Origin of the sequence: Dermabacter sp. HMSC08H10 (assembly GCF_001807585.1) — a bacterium.
In the GTDB taxonomy this organism is placed as follows: domain Bacteria; phylum Actinomycetota; class Actinomycetes; order Actinomycetales; family Dermabacteraceae; genus Dermabacter; species Dermabacter hominis.
The window spans coordinates 170,034-189,592 of sequence record NZ_KV789416.1; the positions used below are offsets into that span (position 1 = coordinate 170,034).

The window sequence follows — 19,559 nt, forward strand, 5'->3', positions numbered from 1 at the left end:
CCTCGAAGGCCTACCGCGCGCGCTCGGCGAGTAGCTCGAGTACGTGGCGGTAGGTCTTTCCCGTTGCGCGGGTCATGCCGATTTCGCACGTGCGGTTGAGGGAGGCGTGGTGGTCGGCGCCGAGGGCTTTCACTTCGGCTGCTTCGGCTGCCGTTGCCGAGGCTGTGAGCTCGGGGTGGAGCATGCCGCGATCGCCCGCGAAGGCGCAGCATCCCCACGCGTCGGGCACGGTGACCTTCGCGTATGCCGCTTCGGCAACCTGCAGGAGTGCGGGGTTGAGCCCCATCTGGGTCGAGGAGCACGTGGGGTGGAGAATCACGTGTTCGCTTGATCGGTCGATGTCGAGGCGCTCAAGAAGATGATCGGCGGTGAACTGCACGGCATCGATGACTTTGGCGCCGTCGCGTTCAAGGATCGCCGCGAAGCCCTCGGTGCAGCTCACGGCGTCGCTCACAATTGGCAGGTCGAGCTCTCGCACGGCGTCCACCACCTTTCGGGTCTTCGCCGAGATGACCTCGTGCCCCTTGGCTTTGCCTTTCGACGTCCACGGGGTGCCGCAGCACGTGGAATCGATGCCCTTCGGGATGAGAAGCGCGAGGCCCGCCTTCTCAAGGAGTTTTTCGAACGCGGAGACGACGTTCCCACCCGGCGCGGCCCCACCGAACATCGTGTTGACGCACGCGGGAACATAGATGCCCGCGACCTCGCCATTGGGCGCGCCGAACAGGCGGCCGGGCAGGTTCGAGCCGACAGCCCGATGCTCTGCGCGCTCGCCGAGGTTGCCGCGAGCCTTCCCTCCGGCCGGCAGGTCCTTCGTGTATTTCGGCACGGTGTCCTCGCCCAGCAAGCGTCGGCCAACGCTCGTTGCCGCCCCCACGGCAGGTGCCGGAACTTTATCCGCAACCGAGAGCCCAACCGCGGCGCCGCGCGTGATCGCGCCCCACGACGCTGCCGCGGCCTTCCACGCGCCGGATTCGACAGCGTTCGTGTTCTCGCGGCGCAGTCGCTTGACGAGAAGTCCCGTATTGATCCCCACGGGGCACGCCGTGACGCACATGCCGTCCACGGCGCACGTGTCGATGCCTTCGTAGTCGTAGTCCTTGGCGAGCTCATCCGCCGTGGTCGCATCGCCCGCGGTGCGGGCACGCTCCTCGGCGCGGCGCACCACGATGCGCTGGCGCGGCGTGAGCGTGAGGTCCTTGCTCGGGCATACCGGCTCGCAGTAGCCGCACTCGACGCAGCGATCGGCCTCGACCTCGATCGTGGGGTTGAGCTTGAAGTTCTCGAGGTGGGCCTTCGGGTCGTCCTCGATGAGCACGCCCGGGTTGAGAATCCCCGCGGGATCCACGAGGCGCTTGATACTCGTCATGACCTCGTAGAGTTCGTCGCCGTACTGGCGATGCACGAACGGCGCCATCGCGCGGCCCGTGCCGTGCTCGGCCTTGAGGTTGCCGCCGCGAGCGAGCACCACGTCCACCATCGACTCGGTGAAGGCGCCAAGGCGCTCGCGGGCGGCGTCGCTCTCGAAGCGGTCGGTGAGCATGAAGTGGATGTTGCCGTCTTTCGCGTGGCCGAAGATCACGGAGTTCTCGTAGCCGTGTTGGTCGAACAGCTCGTGCAGGTCACCGCACGTGTCGGCGAGGTTCGCGGGCGGGACCACGACGTCCTCGAGGAGTGCGGTTGTGCCACTTTCGCGCGCGCCCGCGACGGAGGCGTACAGGCCCTTGCGCAGCGCCCACGCAGTCGCGCGCATGCGAGAATCCTCGGAGAAAACGGCGGGGGAGCGCAGCTCGTGGGCGCGCAGGATCTCTTCGCCGGCGCGCTGGGCGGCGACGAGTTTCTCGTGCTCATCGTCGCGGTACTCGATGAGCAGCGCCGCTTCTGTGCTCGGCGCGAAGCCCTGGATTTGCTCGGGCACGCGGGCGAGCCGCTGGCCCACCGCGATCGAGGTCGAGTCCATGACCTCGAGCGTCGCCGCCCCCGAATCCACGAGCTCGGGCAGGATTCGGGTAGCCGCATCGAGCGTGGGGAACACGGAGAGCGCGGTCGTCGTGAGGGCCGGGATCGGCACCGTGCGGAACGTCGCCTCGGCGATGAACGCGAGCGTTCCCTCGCTTCCGATCACGAGCTTTTCGAGGATGTCGATCGGGCGCTCGGCATCGAGGAACGCGTTGATGCCGTAGCCCATCGTGTTCTTGAGTGCGAAGCGCTCGCGAATGATGCGCACACTCTCGGGGTTCGATACGACTCTTTCGCGAAGGCGCGAGAGGCCCTCGTGGATGTCGGGCGCGTTGGTGCGCAGGCGAGCGTCGGCCCCGTCCCGATCGCTCGTGTCGAGGGTGAGGCCCGACGGTAGCACCATGACCATCGATTCGAGGGTTTTGTAGGTGTTGTACTCCGTGCCGCAGGCCATGCCGCTCGAGTTGTTCGAGACGACGCCGCCGATCGTGCACGCGGCTTCGCTTGCCGGGTCGGGGCCGAGGCGGCGCTTGAAGCGGCGAAGGCGCGCGTTGACCTGCGCGATTGTGGCGCCCGATCCGGCTCGCACGCGCGCGCCCTCGTCGAGGACTTCGATGTGGCGGAAGTTTTGGCGCACGTCGATTTGGACGTGCGGGCTTGCGGATTGGCCGGAGAGGCTCGTGCCGCCCGAGCGGAAGGCGACGGGGCTTTTGGCGGCGTTTGCGCCCTTGAGGATGTCGGCGACTTCGCGCGCGGTGTCGGCGAGCACGACCGCTTCGGGGGTGAAGAGGTAGTGGGAGGCGTCGCTTGCGGCGGCCACCCTGTCGATGAGTCGAGTCTGGATGCGGCTTTCGTCGCGCACGGCAGCGGTGACGAATGCGGGGGCGGTGTTCACGAGATCCTCCATAGGCGCGCCCGGCGGGCGTAGACGACTCTTTAACCCTAGCCCCGGTGGGGCGGGATCGTGCGGCGGGGTGGCTCCACAGGGGGTTCCGCAACGCTTGGTAGTTATGAAATGACATACAAATTGGGTCGAAAGGCTAGCGCCTCGCACGGCGTGCACGTCAAGATAGGTGAGCTGGCGCCGGCGAAGTCGCACCCCCATCCACATCCGTCGTACACACCAAGGAGACCCACGCCAGTGAGCGCCACTGACACGGCCTCGATGCCGGCCGTCCCGGCGTCGGACCACGCCCATGTCCTCGAAGCGACCCCTGAAACCCTCCCCGCCGACTCTCGCCCCCTGCCGGACCTTCCCGCGGGTGCCTGGTGGCCGGTCGCCGCGTCGATTTTCGCGATCGCGTGGGGTGGCAACGAATTCACGCCGCTTCTTGTCATGTACCGCGAGGTCTCGCAATTCTCCGACCTTGTCGTCGACGGCCTCCTCGGCGCCTACGTTCTCGGCATCGTCCCCGCCCTCATGATCGGTGGCCCCCTCTCCGACGTTTACGGCCGCCGTCCCGTGCTTCTTCCCGCCGCACCGCTCAGCTTCCTCGGCAGCCTCTTGCTGATGCTTGGCCCCGGCTCGCCCCTCATGATCGGCATTGGTCGCATCCTCTGCGGGCTCGCGCTCGGCCTGGTCATGGCGATCGGCACCGCGTGGATCAAGGAAATTTCCGACGCTTCCGGGGCCGGCCCCGCCGCGGGCGCCCGCAGGGCGTCGCTCGCCCTCACCACGGGCTTCCTTGCCGGTGCCCTCGTCGCCGCGATCCTCGCGCAGTGGGGGCCGTGGCCGACCCGCACCTCGTACGCGCTGCACATGCTCATCACGGTCGTGACCGGCCTGTGGCTGCTTACCGCCCCCGAAACCCGCACGGGCGGGCACCTTCCCAAGGAAAACGAGCCGGTGTCGGGTGCCGAGACGCTCATGTCGAAGCTCCTCGTGCCGAAGGCTGCACACAAGCGCTTCCTGCGCGTCGTCCTTCCCGTCGCGCCGTGGGTGTTCGGCGCATGCGGCACCGCCTACGCCGTTCTTCCCGCACTCCTCAAGGACCGCGCCGGTGACTACCCGATCGCGTTCGCGGGCATCATGACCGCCGTGACCCTCGGCTTCGGCGTGGGCATTCAGACGGTCGGCAAGAAGATCGACACGCATCGAAGCGCGCGTGCCTCCGTGATCGCGATGGCGATCGTGGCGACCGGCGCGGTGTTCGCCGCCGGCGCCGCTTCCACGACGAGCCTCACGATCGGTCTGATCGCCGCCGCGACCCTCGGCTGCGGCTACGGCCTCGCGCTCGTCGCGGGCCTCAGCGAAGTGCAGCGCCTCGCCGGCCCCGACGACCTCGCCGGCCTCACCGCCGTGTTCTACTCAATCGCCTACCTCGGCTTCTTCGTGCCGATGCTCCTCGCGGCGCTCAGCACGATCTTCAGTTACACGACGATGCTGATCGGCGGCGCCGTGATTGCGATCCTCACGCTCGTGGAGGTCGCGCTCGCCTGGCAGGCACACCTGCCCGGCGCTCACGAGTAAACGAGGTTTTGCTCGGCGACTTACACAGCCCGGTCGATGGGTTCAACCTCGGCCGGGCTCGAGTGCCTGAGCGAGAGCAGGCCGCCGACGGCGAGCGTGACGAGCACGCCGAGCAGCGGATACCACTGCCACGCGATCCACACCTCGCCCACGACGTACTTTTCCATCACGAAGAAGAACGCGTTGGTTGCGATTGCGCATAGGAACGCGATGTTCGCATCGAGTGTGCGTGCCCGCTTGTTGACGATGCCGAGCACAAACGCGCCGAGCAGCCCGCCGTAGGTAATGCCCGCGATGCCAAGAGCGAGCACCACGATGCTGCCCTCGTCGCTGCGGAAGAACGTTGCGGGCAGAATGAACAAAAGGCCCCATACGATCGTCGCGATGCGCCCCGTTTTGAGCTCGTCGTCCTTCGTCATGGGCGTGCGACGCAGCTTCGCGACGACATCCGTGACGGTCGAGGAGCTGAGCGCCGACAGCGATGACGACAGGGTCGACATCGCCGCCGCAAGAATGCCCGCAAGGAGCAGGCCCGAAACACCCGCAGGCAGGCCCTCGATGATGAACTTCGGGAAGATCTCGTCGTCGCGCGTGAGGCCGAGCGCAGCCGGCGTCGCGTGGTCATACCAGCCCCACAGCGCGAGCCCCACCACGAGGAAGATCGCGAACTGCACGACCACCACGAAGCCCGACGCGATGAGCGCCTTTTGCGCCTCCGCCTTCGTGCGGCACGCGAGCAGGCGCTGCACGATCAGCTGATCCGAACCGTGCGAAGCCATCGCGAAAACGGTGCCACCGAGCAAGGAAGGAATGAGACCCGACGCGCCACTGATGGGGTTCTCGCCAAGGATGAACAGGTTCGTTTTTCCGGCCTCGACCGCATCGGTGAACCACGAGAGCCCAAGCGAGGAGCTCACGACGATGATCGCGAGCAGGCCACCCGCGACATAGAGGCACATTTGCACCACGTCGACCCACACGACCGCGCGAATACCGCCAATAAACGTATAGAGGATCGTGACGACCGCAAGCACGACGATGATGACGAAGTAGTTCGTGTGCACCCCGAGGCCGTCGAGAATGATCTTGAGAGGAATGGCCGCAGCGAGAACGCGGACACCGTCGGCAAGAAGGCGCGTGAACAGGAACGTGACGCCCGCCGTGGTTTGGGTGGCCGAACCGAAGCGCTTGCCGAGGTACGCGTAGGCCGTGACCATTTCGCCGTCGTAATACCGGGGGAGAAGAAGGTAGGCCACGATCACGCGGCCCACGATGTAGCCAAAGCCGAGCTGCAAGTAGCTGATGTCGCCCACGAAACTCATGACCGGGATGCCAATGACCGTGAGCGCACTCGTTTCCGTTGCGACAACGCTCAAGCACACCGCCCACCACGGGATGTCCCGACCGCCGAGGAAGTAGTCCTTGGCGTCCGATTGTTTTCCGCTGAGCTTCAAACCGAGCCAGGCGGTCGCGATGAGGTACGCGATCACCACCACGATGTCGATGACCTGCATAAAAACTCCTAGGGCGTGCATAGTCGTGGTCAAGAGAAACAGCTGTGCGCCGCTCACCAGGAGGTGCGCAACGCTGCGCGTGAAACCATCGTACGGGCAAACCCTAAAATTTGGAAGAAAATTTTACGCTCGGATCTATCGGTCTCTGAGCCCGAGGCAGTTTCTCAACAACCAGGAGATAGGACTCCGTCACGAGTTCACGCACAAGGTTCTCGTTGAGGCTCGGCCCCGCCGTCAACGAAATCCAGTGCCGTTTATTCATGTGGTAGCCACGAGATATGACGAGGATGGGGCGACGACTGCAAATCCGCTTATGGCTGACTGTAGGAAAATCTTGAGTGTTATTGGCTTTTTCGCTCCGTGAGTACCTCTACCGGTGTGCCAGCAATACTTGAATCGATGTTGAGGATCAGTTGTCCGTCTTTATAGGCGCTTGCGGGAAGCGTGAAGCTTACGACCCTACTGGCGGTGCAAGGCCCGGAGCGCACAAGGTCGCTTGTTTGGGTTGTGAAAGTGAACTGAGCAGCTTCTTCTGTGCAGTAAAAATGAAATGTTCGGGGGCCGCTGCTATCTAGCACAGATTCGACCTTGAACGGCGTAGTGGAAGAAACATAACTCTCCGCAGTCCCCCCACTTGGCAGTGTTGGGTGGTCTTCTATTGCGCCAGGAGTGCCAAGGAGTATCTCTAGCGCAAAGTGCGGATCCCCCGGGGTGACGTTCCTGGACTCTGTTTTCGGAGGAGCTTGAATGTTTGGATCCTTTTTCTGATCGGCAGGATCGCTATCTTTCTCTGGAGTCGCGTTTTCGACGGAGGGGCGGGGTGTCGCATCCGTAGTGCTTGCAGGAGTAGCTTGCTCTGCTGTTGGTGTGCACCCCGCCAGAGCGCCTAGTGCGAGCGTCAAAGCTGCGGGAAGGCCGCCAAATCTCCAAAATGTGAGCCGTGACATAGGTGAAGTCTAGAGCGGAGGAGCGCCTGGTGTCTCGCGCTTCCGGTACTACTTTTCGCATGTAGGCGACCGATCGACTGAAGTAGTGAAGCAACCAATCAGTCTCGTAGTGTCAATGCCGCGGTCTAGGTCAGTGAGCCTACTTCGTTTGTTTCTTTTTCGTGGGGCGATGCGCTCGATGCTCAATCAGCAAAACACTTAGCCGCGCGGCAAGCGTCGGCCCCGCCCGAGAAGCCTGCCCCCGATCCGACCGCGCGGGCGCTTGTGGCCCGTGGCCCGGAAAAGCCACAGGAATGGCGCGGGCAGTGCGCGCGCGACCGGGGCGCTGAGCGCCCAGCGCCACGGGGCGTTCGAGTCCTTGTTGGGGCGGTGTTCGAGGGTGTGGACGGCGGCTTCGGCAACCTCGTCGGGGGTCATCGTGCCCACGAGCAGCTCAACCTTGGGGACGCGTTTTTCGGAATTGGGGTTGGCCTTGAAGTAGTCGGAGTGGACGCGCGTGGGGGTCAGTGAACCGACGTTGATTCCGGTGCCGTGAAGGTCCTGGCGCAGAGCCTCGGTGAAGCCGCGAACGGCGTAGCGGGCGGCGGCATATCCCACGGCGCCGGGCCACGCGATCTGGGCGACGGGGGAGTTGATCTGGAAAATTGTGCCGCTGCCGCGGGCGAGCATCGGTTCGATGAGGCCGCGCGTCATGTCGAAGGCCGCGAAATAGGGCAGCGCCATCTGCTCGCGCGCCTCCTTGGAGCTCGTCTCCTCGATGCTGAGGAAGCGTCCCGATCCGGCGTTATTGATGAGGATGTCGGGCGTGCCGTGCTCGGCGAGGATCCTCTCGCACACCTCTGCGACGGCGTCGGCATCCGAAAGATCGACGGGGTAGTACGCCGCGCCGGTCGCAGCGGCGAGCGGCTTGAGCTTCTCCTCGCGCCGGGCGAGCAGGATCAGGCGGCATTCGCTATCGCTGAGCCGTCGAGCGAGAGCCGCGCCGATGCCGGCGGAGGCGCCCGTGATGACGATAAGTTCCGAGGTGAGGGGGCTCGGGTTGCTTTGCGTGCTGTCCATGCGCTTTGTGGCCATGCTTCGAGTCTAGCGAGCGGCAACCTCGCCCACGCCGAGGATCCACTGGATCGCGGCGGTTGCCGCGCCGCGCGCCCAGAAGGCGAAATCGTGCTCGCGAAGCTGAATGTCGAGGCCGCTCGCGCTCACGTGCCTCACTTCGGCGATGCCCGCGTCGAGCTCCTCCTCGTTGCCGGCGAGGAACCGCGCGCCTTCGCCGGAAATCACGACGGCCTGCGGCATCGTAAACGCTGCGGCCGTGCCCACGAGCCGCCCCACCTTGCGGGCCGCGCGCGCCGACTCCTCGGCAGTGAGGGGGCGGGCACCGCTCAAATCGGGCCAGTCGGCGCCCCGGATGGCGCCCGTGATCGTGCCGAAACCCGTGTTCTCGTCCGTGATCACCCGCCCGTCCATCACGAGGGCAAACCCCGTGCCAATTCCGACGGTCACCACGATGAACCTCGAGGCCTCAAGGCCCGCGCCGAACCAGTTCTCGGCTTCGGCAAGGGAGGTCAGGTCATGCACGATGAGGACGGGAAGGCCCGTGAGTTCTTCGAGCCGATCGGCGGCGCGCACGTTCGTCCACTCGAGGAACGGGGCTTCGCGGACGATGCGGCCGCCGTCGATTTGCGCGCCGATATTCACGCCGATGGCGGCGACGGGCAGAGCGGGATGGGAGGCGGCCAGCGATTCGCGCAGCTGAGCGATGAGGGTGCCTGCTTCGCGAAGAACCGTGTTCGGCTGCAGGTCGGTGAGGCTGAGTGTGCGCGAGTCGAGCACGGTCGCCCGCGCGTCCGTGGCGATCGCCACGAGGGTTTCGTGGGTAATCGACAGCCCGATGAGCGCGAAGCTCGTGAGGTTCACCGAGAGGGGGATTGCGGGCCGGCCAACCTCGCTCGGAACGGGGGCGCCCTGCAGCATGAGCTTTGCGTCGACGAGCGGCGCGGTCACGCGCGTGAGGGAGGCGGCGCTCAGCCCGAGGCGCTCGGCGAGCTGCGTGCGCGGAAGCGGCCCGTAGCGGAGCAGCTCGAGGTACACGCGGCGCGCCGACGGCGGGAGCGTGTCGAGCGTGAGGCGCTCGGGAACGGTTGGGGTGTTCACGGTACTCAACTTTGCCAGATGCGGGGGTGGGGCGGGGTGCGGAATCGGGCCGTTAATGGGCTCCATTGATCCGCGCTGGGACGCGCGCGAGGGGGTGTTGGTGTGATCGCCTCGATTCGGTCTGTGCTTGACGCGAGTTTATTTTATAACGAAAATAATAGGGTCATTGAAGACGCACCTCAAGGAGAAACCATGGCGACCACCACCCGTCGCGGCTTCCTCGCGGGAATGGCGGGTCTCGGGACCCTCGGCGCGCTCGCGGGATGCGGCGGCTCAACCTCGGGCGGCACCTCGCTCGAATACTTTCAGTTCAAATCCGAGGCGATCGACCTGTTCAACTCGATTTGCGAGGAGTACAACGCGCAAGCGAAGAACGTCCGCGTGCGACAAAACTTCCAGGCCGACAACGTGACCGCGTTGCGCGTGCGCCTCGTGAAGAACAACATGCCCGACATCGTCTCCATCAACGGCGACTACAACTTTGGTTCGATCGCCCGCTCGGGCGTGTTCTACGACTTTGCGAAAACCGACCTCCTCGACAAGGTGCAAGAGGGCGTCGGCGCAATCCTCCCGAGCCTCGGCGCGGGTGCCGACGGCGAAGTTAACGGTCTGCCGCTTTCCACCAACGGCTCGGGAATGATCTACAACAAAGACATTTTCGACGACTTCGGCATCGAGCCGCCGAAGACGTGGGACGACCTCATCGCCGCGGCCGAAGAGTTCGCCGCGGGCGGCGTCGACCCGTTCTACTGGGGCTTCCGCGACAACTGGACCGGCGCCCCCATGTTCTCGTCGATCTCCGGCAACTTCCTGCCGGATGTTGCCGAGTGGTACCAAAAACGCCTCGAGGGCGACACCACCTTCGAGGACCTCCGCCCCGTGCTCGAGAAGATGAACCAGATTGCCACGATGGGCAATAAGAACAAGTACGAGGTCGACTACAACGGCGGGAACCAGGGCTTTGCCCAAGGCAAAGCCGCGATCTACGTGCACGGCACGTACGCGATCCCCGCGATCCGCTCCTACAATCCCGACATCAACCTCGGCACCTTCGCGACGCCCGCCGACGACCCCGCTGACACGCGCGTGGTTTCCGGCGTGGACGTGGCCCTCACGATGGGCGTTGAGCCGGAGCACGAAGAAGAAGCCCTCGACTTCATGCGCTACCTCATGAAGGAAGAAAACGTGCTCGCCTACTGCAAGGAGCAGGTCGCCTTCCCGACCCTCAAGGGCACCGAGACCGACGACCCGGCCCTCCAGGGCCTCCAGGAGTACTTCGCGAACGACCTCATCGCGACCTACTCCGACCACAACTTCCCGCAGGGAGTCAATCTCAACAACTACATGCAGCAGTTCCTGATCGACCACGACATCGACGCGTTCATTAAGACGCTCGATACGCAGTGGGACAAGGTCGCAAAGCGCATGGCCGCGACGGCGTAAGGAGAAGCCACCGTGTCTACAACGCACACAAAGCCCGGCTCCGCGCCGGCACTACGTTCGAAAAAGAAGCGAATCGATCCCGCCCACGTGTGGATGGTCATTCCCGCCATCATCATCTTCGTGGCCCTGCTCGTGTGGCCCCTCATCCAGGGCATCTTCTACACGTTCACGAACTACCAGGGCTACGGCGACTGGCGCTTCGTGGGCCTCGACAACTACAAATTCCTATTCCAGGACGACGTGATCTGGGGAAGCTACGGCTTCACGTTCCTCTTCGCGATCTCCTCGACGCTCGCGACGAACGTCATCGCGATGGTTCTCGCGCTCTTGCTGAACTCGGCAATCAAGGCGAAGAACCTCTTTCGCGGGATCTTCTTCCTCCCGTACATGCTCCCCGTGCTGATCGTCTCGTACATCTTCAGCTACCTCTTCACGAACAACATTCCGCTCATTGGCCAGTGGCTCGGTTGGGAATGGCTCTCCTCCTCGTTGCTTGCCAACGAGAGCCTCGCCTGGCTCGCGATCGTGTTCGTGGGCGTGTGGCAGGGCGTCGCCTTCACGACCCTCATCTACATCTCGGGCCTGCAAACCGTGCCCGAAGAGGTCTACGAAGCCGCCTCGCTCGACGGCGCGAACAAGTGGAAGCAGTTCTGGAAAATCACCTTCCCGCTCATCATGCCGTTCTTCACGATCAACGTCGTGTTGAGCTTCAAGAACTCCCTTGGCGTATTCGACCAGGTCGTTGCCCTCACCGAGGGCGGCCCCGGCACCGCCACCCAATCCATCTCGTTCTTGATCTTCAAGAACGGCTTCCAGGGCGGCGAGTTCGCCTACCAGACGGCGAACGGCGTCATCTACTTCATCATCCTCATCGTGCTGTCGTTCGCGCAGCTGCGATTCCTTCAGTCGAAGGAGGTCAACTGACATGAGTACCCAGTCGATCCCCACCCCGGGTGCCGCGGAAACACCCACGAACGAAAGCATCGAGAAGGGCGGAGCAAGCGTCGGAAAGCCGCCGCGCAACAAGCGCCGCTACCGCCTCCACCGCACCAACTGGTGGGCGACCGCCCTCGTGGCCGTTCTTTCCCTGACGATCCTCGTGCCGCTGTATTTCGCGGTGGTGACCGCGTTCAAAACGGCACCCGAGCTCGCCGAAAGCGGCTTCGGCCTGCCGAACCAGTGGAACCTCGACAACTTCGTCGAGGCCTGGCGTCTCACCGAGTTCCCGAAACGCCTCATGACGAGCGCGATCATCACTGTCGGCGCAGTGATCGTCACGCTGCTCACGAACTCGATGGTGGCGTACGCGATCGCGCGTAATCTCCACCGCAAGAGCTTCAAGTTCCTCTACTACTTCTTTGTGGCGGCGCTCTTCGTGCCGTTCCCGATCATCATGCTGCCCGTCGTGAAGCAGACGGCCGCGCTCGGCATCGACAACGAGGCCGGCCTGATCCTCCTGTACACCGTGTACGGGCTCGCGATGAACATCCTGCTCTACGTGAGCTTCCTGAAGTCACTTCCCGAAGAGCTCGAAGAGGCTGCGCGCCTCGAAGGCGCCTCGACGTGGACCGTGTTCTGGAAGATCGTGTTCCCTCTCATGGCCCCCATGAACGCGACGGTCGGCATCCTCACGTGCCTGTGGTCGTGGAACGACTTCATGCTGCCCCTCGTGATCCTCTCCGATCCCGATTCGCAGACGCTGCCGCTCGCGCAATACGTGTTCCAGGGCCAGTTCAACACGAACTACCCGGTCTCCTTCGCGAGCTACCTCATGGCGATCGCGCCCATGATGCTCGTGTACGTCTTCGCGCAGAAGTGGATCATCTCGGGCGTCATGCGAGGCTCGACCAAGTAGTTCGGGCGTGTGCATGCGCGGCGAGCGTGGCTGCTGTTCTTGCCCGCGCTCGCTGCTCTTGCTCGTGGCCGCTGTTTTTGCTCGTTCCCGTCACTCTCTATGAAGAAAAAGTCGCTCCCCACTCGCGCCGTGCGGGCAGGGAGCGATTTTCTTTATGAAGTGGAACGGTTTGGCCGCCGTACCGCCCCGCCGCTGCCTCGTGCCCGTCACTCTCGATGAAGAAAAAGCCGCTCCCCACCCACGCCGTGCGGGCAGGGAGCGACTTTCTTTATGAAGTGGAACGGTTTGGCCGCCGTACCGCCCCGCCGCCGCCTAGCCGATGAGAACGGCGAGCCTCTCGCGCTCAGCCTCAACATTCGCGCCCGTGCCTTCCGCAATCAGGGCGAGAGCAAGCGCCATGCCGAGTGCGCCCGGGTCAGGCGTGCCGAGCACGCGATCGCCGAGGTAGCTCGAGCGGCCACGGCCGCTGGACATGTCCTTCGTTGACTCCGCTCCATCGATGCCTGCCGCGATGGCCGCGGCGTCCAGCTCCTCAGCGCCCGAGCCGGCAACCGCCTCGAGAACATCCACGATTGTGCGATCGCCCGGCTCCGCGCCGCCCACGCGCGTGACCGCCGCGCGGGCCTCTTTCACGCCCTCGAGGAGCGTGCGGCCATCCTTCGCCGCCGCCGCAATTTCCTGGAAGGCGAGACCAAACAGCGGGCCGGAGGAGCCACCCGTGTCATTGAGGAAACCCTCCGCGATCGAATTGAGATCCGCCGCGAGATCGGCATCCGCCCCGCTCGCGTGCGCAAGCGTCGCCTTCGCCGCATTCGCGAGATTCGTGCCCACGTCGCCGTCACCGGCCTTTTGGTCGATCTGATCAAGCGCCGCGCGCGAGTGTGCGAGCGTCTCCACAAACCGGGTCAGCCATTCCGACGCCTGCTTTGCCCCGGCCGACGCCTCATGTTCACCATCGCCTTCGCCCGCGTTTTCGGCCTCGCGGCCTGCATGCACGTCGAAGTCGTCCGGGAGGGGGCGCGGCGAGGGCAGGGCTACCGTGTCGTGCGGAGCACACACGAACTCGAGCCACTCCTCGTTGAGCGCGGTTAGGGTGATCGAGAAGCCGGCCATGTCGAGCGCCGTCGTGTAGTTGCCCGAGAATGCGATGCGCACGTTGACACCCGCATCGACGAGGGCTTCGTGGGCCGCGGCCTGGATATGCAACAGCTCGAGTGGGGCGAGTCCACCGAGGCCATTGACGAATAGTAGCGCTCCCGCGCTCGCCTCGAGCTTTTCGGCGAGGGCCTCGCGCAACTCGGAAATCATGCGCTGCGTGAGCTCTTCAAGCGTCGGCTGCGCGATTGTTTCCTTCGCGCTTTCCCCGTGGATGCCCACGCCGTACTCGAGCGTGCCTTCCTCGACATCGAACGCGAGGTGATCAGCGCCGGGGGAGGTGTGGGCGCGGCGCGCGACCGAAAGCGAGCGGGTAGCCGCCACGAGCGCGTCACCGAGCTCCTTGAGTTCCGCGAGGCCAAGGCCCTGATCGGCGGCAGCGCCAAGAACCTTCTCCACGAGGGTTGTCCCGGCAATACCGCGGCGACCCACGGCACCCGAATCGGTGCCAAGATCGTCATCGACGAGGACCTGCGCGCTCTCGATCCCTTCGGCCGAAAGACGCTCCGCGGCGATGTTGAAGTTGATGCAATCGCCCGTGTAGTTCTTGACGATGTGGAGCACGCCGCCGTCCTTTGCTACGGCGCGGCTCGCCTCGAAAATCTGGCGCGAGTGCGGGGACGTAAACACCTCGCCCGGCACCGCCGCGTCGAGGCCGCCGCGCCCCACGAATCCCGCGTGCATGGGCTCGTGGCCAGCGCCTCCGCCGCTCACGAGCGCAACCGTGCGCTCCGGGGCAGGCTTCGTAGCGCTCACGAAATGCGGGTCGCGCGACAGGGCGATCGAATCACCCGCCGCCGCAGCTATCGCGGTGAGCGCGTAGAAGGATGGGGATGCCGATTCAGAGTAAAACGCGGACACGAGAACACTCCTATGGTCGTTGTGCGCTAGTGGCCTCACGGTAACAATCGGCGCTTGACCGGTGCTGATGGCGTCGAGGAGTCCAACTGGTGCGAGGAGTCGCCGTGGGGAGCGGAGGCGCGCTTGGGCGCGGCAAGTGTCGGACCGAAAACCCCACCGGAAAACCCCAGCCGACGCAACCCCACCGACAAAATTCCAGTTTTCCCGCAGGCTTTCTTTTGCGGAGAAAAAATCTCGACTACCGTGGAGGCATGAACGACAATCTTCGCCCCATGCCCCCGCTTGCCCACGCCCCCGGCGCCGACCAACCCGACTGGTGGAAGAACGGCGTCGTGTATCAGATCTACCCGCGCTCGTTCGCCGACGCGAACGGCGACGGCATCGGCGACCTCCGCGGCATCATCAACCATGTTGACCACCTCGCCGCACTCGGCATCCAAACCGTGTGGCTCTCGCCGATCTACCCCTCGCCGCAGGACGACAACGGCTACGACATCGCCAACTACCGCGACATCGAACCGATGTTCGGCACCCTCGACGACTTCGACGAACTCATCGAAAAGCTCCACGCCCACGGGATCCGCCTCGTCATGGACCTCGTCGTCAACCACTCGAGCGACGAACACGAATGGTTCGTCGAATCCCGCTCCTCGCGCGAGAACCCCAAGCGCGACTGGTACATCTGGCGCGACGCCCGCGAGGTGGAGGGCCTGAAGCCCGGCGAACGCGGCACCGAACCCAACAACTGGGACTCCGCCTTCAGCGGCCCCGGCTGGCAGTGGGACGAAGAAACCGAGCAGTTCTACCTGCACATGTTCTCCCGCAAACAGCCCGACCTCAACTGGGAAAACCCCGAGGTCCGCGAGGCCGTATACGACATGATGCGCTGGTGGCTCGACCGCGGCGTCGACGGCTTCCGCATGGACGTCATCAACCTCATCTCGAAGCCCGAAGGCCTCCCCGACGGCCCGCCCACGCAAGACGGCCTCGGCTCCGCCTTCGCGATGGTCATGACCGGCCCGCGCTTCCACGAATTCATGCAGGAGATGCGCCGCGAGGTCTTCGACCGATACCCCAAGACGTTCGTCAACGTCGGCGAAACCCCCGGCATCACCGCCCACGACGCGCTCCTCACCTCTAAGCCCGAGCGCGGCGAACTCGAGATGGTGTTCCAGTTCGAGCACGTTGGCCTCGAGCACGAGGGGCACAAGTTCAACCCGTCGCGCCCGCTGCCCCTTCACGAACTCGCCGGCAACCTCGCCCGCTGGGATCGCGAAGTCGCCGAAGAAGGCGGCTGGAACTCCCTCTACTTCGAGAACCACGACCAGCCCCGCTCCGTGTCCCGCTGGGGCGACGACGACCCCGCGTGGCGTGTGCGCAGCGCGAAGGCGCTCGCGGGCATGCTCCACGCGCACCGCGGCACCCCGTACGTGTACCAGGGCCAAGAACTCGGCCAGGTGAACTTCCCGTGGGAGAGTCGCGAGCAGTTCCGCGACATCGAAGTGCTCAACTACGTGCGCGAATCCGAGCAGTTCGGCCACGGCAGCTTCGAGGAGCTCCTGCCTGGCATTAGCGATATGAACCGCGACAACGCCCGCACGCCCATGCCGTGGACTAGCGCCGTCGAATCGGGTGCCGGCTTCGGCGAGGGCGAACCGTGGATCGCCGTCAACCCCGCCGCAGCCGAAGGCGTGAACGCCGCCGACCAGGTTGGGGTCGAAGGCTCAGTGTTCGAGTTCTACCGCGCCCTCATCGCTCTGCGCAAGAGCGAACCGCTCCTTGTCTCGGGCGGCTTCGAGCTGCTCGGACCGGTCGAGAGCATGGGCGAAGGCCTGCCCGGCGAGTCCGGTCTCTCGCGCGTGTGGGCCGTGCGCAGGTTCAGCGCAGGGGAGGGGTCCGACGCCTCCTCGCTCATCGCCGTTGCCAACTTCTCGCGCGAGGCCGTCGAGCTTAGTTCAGACGTCTGGCCCGAGGGCGCCGAGGTTGTGCTGTCGAACGTCGCCGAAGGCGAGCGTGCCGGCGAGCAGAAGCTCGGTGGATGGGAGTTCGCGCTGCTCAAGGCGTGAGCTTCTCATCGGTGATGAATAGGGGAGGCGCCCGGCGGAAGTGATCCGTCGGGCGCCTCCGTTTGCTATACCAAAGGCTGTTTGGCCTCGCTTCGGTGAAGATACTGCAGCTAGGCGCTGCGAGAATCAGCTTAAAGCGAATATCTAACTGACGCAAAAGACGCTAATTGTGCGCTATCGAAGCATGATCTTGGTGAGAGACTGGCTTGATTTGCAGCTAATTTGTCACTCGTGCGTGACCTGTGCTATAGCTCCGTGAAGTGTGAATGTATAAAAGAAAGTTTCAAGCGCCCCCTGCTAACTCTTTCCATCGTTCACAATCGCGTCAAACAACGCATTAATTGCACGCTTTCGCACGTCCGGTTGGTCGAGAGCGTTCAAAGCGTTAGGATTACGACTGAACTGTCGACCTGGGGCGTTCACGAAGTCCTGTTTGAGGCGCAAAATCTCCTGACCTGAAGCCTTGTGCCCACCAATGACTTCGCCACTGTAGAGTTCGGGTCGCCCAGATTCCTCAAGCGGTGCATGCATGCGGTAATCGACATAGCTATCTTCAGGATGATTGAGAATATCGCGCGGGACGTCCTCGAACTGCTTGATGGAGCCGCGGTTTAGATTGCTGTCTTGCCCGGTGAAGTTGGCAGCTCCGATGTTCGGGAAAAGGTTGCCTGGAAGCAGATGGCCGGCATCGTCGTGAGGCGGACGAGTCCCGTGTTCTTTGGTATAAGCCTCCACTTCCTCCGGGGTATGCGAGATTTGTCCATTCTTCTCGACGAAACTACGACCGTCGTGGCCATCCTTACGAATCGGGTCATCGGAAGAAAAGGCGCGGTCTGTAAGTCCCCTCGCATCGGCTTCGCCAAGGACTTTCCCATCTTCATTACGGAAACTCCTTTGGATGTGTGCCTCCGCACCGTGATCCCACTGGAGGTACCCATGTCGGGTTCGAGTTCCGATTTCATCTATAACCGTGGCCTCCGGGATGAGGTCGGAATCCGCAGCCACAGATGCGCTCCACTCTCGGGGCGGCACCGGACTGAGAGGGGGCTCAATGGGGCCGTCGGTGACCAGGTGCTCGGTGACGTCGGAGTAATGAACCTCAGGTGGTGGGGCAATGGAATTGTTCACAGAAAATGAAAGCTCGCCCGAGCCCGGTTTGATCCTTTCAAGAACAGTAGGATCTTCGAGCACGGCTGAGTGCAGATTTCGAACGGTGTCTGCATTATAAAGGTACCTAACGGCGGCAGCTCTAGAGGGGTCTCCAAGGTCTTCATAACTGGCCGCAAGGTCAGCGCGTCGCCTCGAATTTGTGTACTCGATGTCAGTCATGAGCCTTTGCGTGGGCTTTTCTGCCTCGCGCCAGGCTTGGTCCATCTGCTCCCGGAGAGTGGGTGTCGGGTTGTTCCCGGGTTTCAGCGTCGGTGGGTCGTAGGCGGCTATTGTTTCGGTCCCGGGGTGAACTCCATTGGCCCCTGCCACGGGGGGCTCGGCGGGGATGGATGCCGAGTTCTGCACCTCTACACCGGTGCTCGGACTCACAGTGGAGGTCGAGTTAGTGCCCCGACTCCCGCCACTGGGGTGTGGTGTAGTGCCGGGAACTACATCGTCGGCATCCTTCAGCGCCGTCCTTCCTGATGCACCTGCGCCACTTCGTGCTGCAGGCTTTCCCGCAGCTCGAGCAGCCGCACTGCTTGCAGATTCGGCAACATCGCGAGTACCTGCTCTCACGCCAGCCTCTGCCATGTTCTTCGCGGCTCCGGCCCCGGCGGCACGTGCGGCGCCACCTGATCCGCCCGTGGCGACCGAGAGCAGTACGTCGGGCGCTAGATAACCAAGGGAGTGCCCGGGGTCGTAGAGGAAATCGACGTACTTGCTACGGCCCCACGTCAAAGCGCGGCCTAACAGCTGTTCATTCATGTAGCTCTTTTGGTCCGGACTTGCCGCGAGGTAGGAGTTAAGGCTCCGGCCCGCTGAAAAGAGACGGTCCCTATTCTGCCAAACCTTCATACCTAAACCGAGCGCGATGCCGGCCGGGCCGAACCCTCCGAAGGGACCGACGAGGCTACCCGCTAGACCGATCGTGTCTTTGAGCCAGTCCAACATGCCTCGAGCAAAAGCTTCGCGCGCTTCCGGAGTCGCGAGCGCCATAAGCGCTGTGGCAAAATTGAGATCTCCCTGTGCGGCGCTCAAGAACCGTGAAGCGAGATCAGAGTCTGCGTCCTTCAGGTCATCGCGGAGCTTTTCGACCTCCGCCGCAAGCTTTGAGAGCTTCTGCTCGGCGGCGGCGATAAGTGCGTCACGCTCAGTGTTTGGTTCTTCGTGTGTCTCGCCATCAGCGTCAGTCTCAGTGACGGTCTCCGGAAGTGATTCGGCGTAGCTGAGATCGGCGAGAGCCGATTCAATGTCTCGTTTGAGCGACTCCTTACGCTTCTCAAAATCGCTTAGCTTATCCGCGTATTCGTCCAGATTTTTCTTGGCCTCGGAAGTACTTCTTTGGAGTTCGGAGGCAATCTCGTTGGGTTGCCGCATCGCTGCGTGAAGCTTCGTAGCCTCGGGTGCAGAGTAGGTATTGCGCAAGCCAGACCAAATTTCAGTTGCAGAGCCCATAAGGTCTGCTGCGCGACTGCCGATCCATTTGATGTCTGAGCCTAGCCGGCGAATGCTTTCCGGGCTATCGATATCCGGGAGGTCTGCAACGGAAATCATTTCACGACCTCCCCAGGAAAGTGAATAACCGGAATTGAGGCAATAGCATTTTTAGCTTCGTCGCTCATTTCGGCGTCGCCGACTCTATAGGCATTGATTGCTTCAGTTGCTGCGCTCGTTGACTTTGAAGTCATGTTGCGTGTTGCGTTGACCTCACCCGTGACGAAACGCTCTAAGTAAGAGAGCACCGCCGTCTTGCTTTGGGGGCTGTGCTCGAAAGCTGCCGGTGTCGTATCAATTGCAGTTTGCGTGTCTTTTGATGCAAATTCTAGGTCACGCACTACTGCGATCGTGTTTTCAACGATTCGCCTGGATGCATCGGGTTGGATATCGAATGACATGATCGTGTCCCCCTTGAGAAGGTGCAGCAATGGCGGGCAGCCCTGCCGCCGCTGGGGGCGGCAGGGCGTTGGTGGTGTGTGGTGTTAG

At 63.4% G+C, this 19,559-nt stretch carries 12 protein-coding genes and 1 pseudogene; 5 read left to right on the forward strand and 8 right to left on the reverse strand.

Annotated elements, in window-relative coordinates:
- Positions 1-10: 10 nt before the first annotated feature.
- Positions 11-2,866 (reverse strand): FAD-binding and (Fe-S)-binding domain-containing protein, encoded by a 2,856-nt coding sequence (locus HMPREF3176_RS01915; RefSeq protein ID WP_070457745.1) that lies wholly within the window; start codon positions 2,864-2,866, stop codon positions 11-13.
- Positions 2,867-3,100: 234 nt separating this feature from the next.
- On the opposite strand from HMPREF3176_RS01915, the gene HMPREF3176_RS01920 reads away from it, so the two are divergent.
- Positions 3,101-4,429: an MFS transporter gene (locus HMPREF3176_RS01920; RefSeq protein WP_210386447.1), complete on the forward strand. Its 1,329-nt coding sequence runs from the start codon at positions 3,101-3,103 to the stop codon at positions 4,427-4,429.
- Positions 4,430-4,449: 20 nt separating this feature from the next.
- Here HMPREF3176_RS01920 and HMPREF3176_RS01925 read toward each other — a convergent pair whose 3' ends face one another.
- The 4 genes and pseudogenes from HMPREF3176_RS01925 to HMPREF3176_RS01935 form a co-directional block, all read right to left on the reverse strand.
- The gene (locus tag HMPREF3176_RS01925) at positions 4,450-5,943 is read right to left on the reverse strand and encodes a sodium:solute symporter (RefSeq protein ID WP_070457747.1); all 1,494 of its coding nucleotides are present in this window, start codon (positions 5,941-5,943) and stop codon (positions 4,450-4,452) included.
- Between the two features lie 103 nt (positions 5,944-6,046).
- A pseudogene (locus HMPREF3176_RS10520) lies at positions 6,047-6,223 on the reverse strand (MmcQ/YjbR family DNA-binding protein); the annotation flags it as partial.
- Between the two features lie 865 nt (positions 6,224-7,088).
- On the reverse strand, positions 7,089-7,964 hold the full coding sequence (locus HMPREF3176_RS01930) for an SDR family NAD(P)-dependent oxidoreductase (protein WP_070457749.1): 876 nt from the start codon (positions 7,962-7,964) through the stop codon (positions 7,089-7,091).
- 9 nt (positions 7,965-7,973) lie between these two features.
- The gene (locus HMPREF3176_RS01935) at positions 7,974-9,044 is read right to left on the reverse strand and encodes an ROK family transcriptional regulator (RefSeq protein WP_070457751.1); all 1,071 of its coding nucleotides are present in this window, start codon (positions 9,042-9,044) and stop codon (positions 7,974-7,976) included.
- A gap of 192 nt (positions 9,045-9,236) precedes the next feature.
- Between HMPREF3176_RS01935 and HMPREF3176_RS01940 the strand changes: the two genes are divergently transcribed.
- From HMPREF3176_RS01940 to HMPREF3176_RS01950, 3 genes are read left to right on the forward strand one after another with little or no spacing between them, the layout of a single operon-like run.
- Positions 9,237-10,487, forward strand: coding sequence for an ABC transporter substrate-binding protein (locus HMPREF3176_RS01940; protein ID WP_070457753.1), 1,251 nt, complete (start codon positions 9,237-9,239; stop codon positions 10,485-10,487).
- A 12-nt stretch (positions 10,488-10,499) separates the two neighbouring features.
- A complete protein-coding gene (locus HMPREF3176_RS01945; protein ID WP_070457755.1) occupies positions 10,500-11,411 on the forward strand; it encodes a carbohydrate ABC transporter permease in 912 nt (303 codons plus the stop codon).
- Between the two features lies 1 nt (position 11,412).
- Positions 11,413-12,342: a carbohydrate ABC transporter permease gene (locus tag HMPREF3176_RS01950; RefSeq protein ID WP_083286185.1), complete on the forward strand. Its 930-nt coding sequence runs from the start codon at positions 11,413-11,415 to the stop codon at positions 12,340-12,342.
- Positions 12,343-12,654: 312 nt separating this feature from the next.
- Here HMPREF3176_RS01950 and HMPREF3176_RS01955 read toward each other — a convergent pair whose 3' ends face one another.
- Complete coding sequence (locus HMPREF3176_RS01955; protein WP_070457757.1) at positions 12,655-14,358, reverse strand: dihydroxyacetone kinase subunit DhaK; 1,704 nt, start codon at positions 14,356-14,358, stop codon at positions 12,655-12,657.
- 251 nt (positions 14,359-14,609) lie between these two features.
- Here HMPREF3176_RS01955 and HMPREF3176_RS01960 point away from each other — a divergent pair, with 251 nt between their 5' ends.
- Complete coding sequence (locus HMPREF3176_RS01960) at positions 14,610-16,424, forward strand: alpha-glucosidase (protein WP_070457759.1); 1,815 nt, start codon at positions 14,610-14,612, stop codon at positions 16,422-16,424.
- Between the two features lie 297 nt (positions 16,425-16,721).
- Here HMPREF3176_RS01960 and HMPREF3176_RS01965 read toward each other — a convergent pair whose 3' ends face one another.
- Entirely contained in the window at positions 16,722-18,953 is a 2,232-nt protein-coding gene (locus tag HMPREF3176_RS01965; RefSeq protein ID WP_141742332.1) for a hypothetical protein, read from the reverse strand.
- A 173-nt stretch (positions 18,954-19,126) separates the two neighbouring features.
- On the reverse strand, positions 19,127-19,471 hold the full coding sequence (locus tag HMPREF3176_RS01970) for a DUF6507 family protein (RefSeq protein ID WP_141742333.1): 345 nt from the start codon (positions 19,469-19,471) through the stop codon (positions 19,127-19,129).
- Positions 19,472-19,559 lie beyond the last annotated feature (88 nt).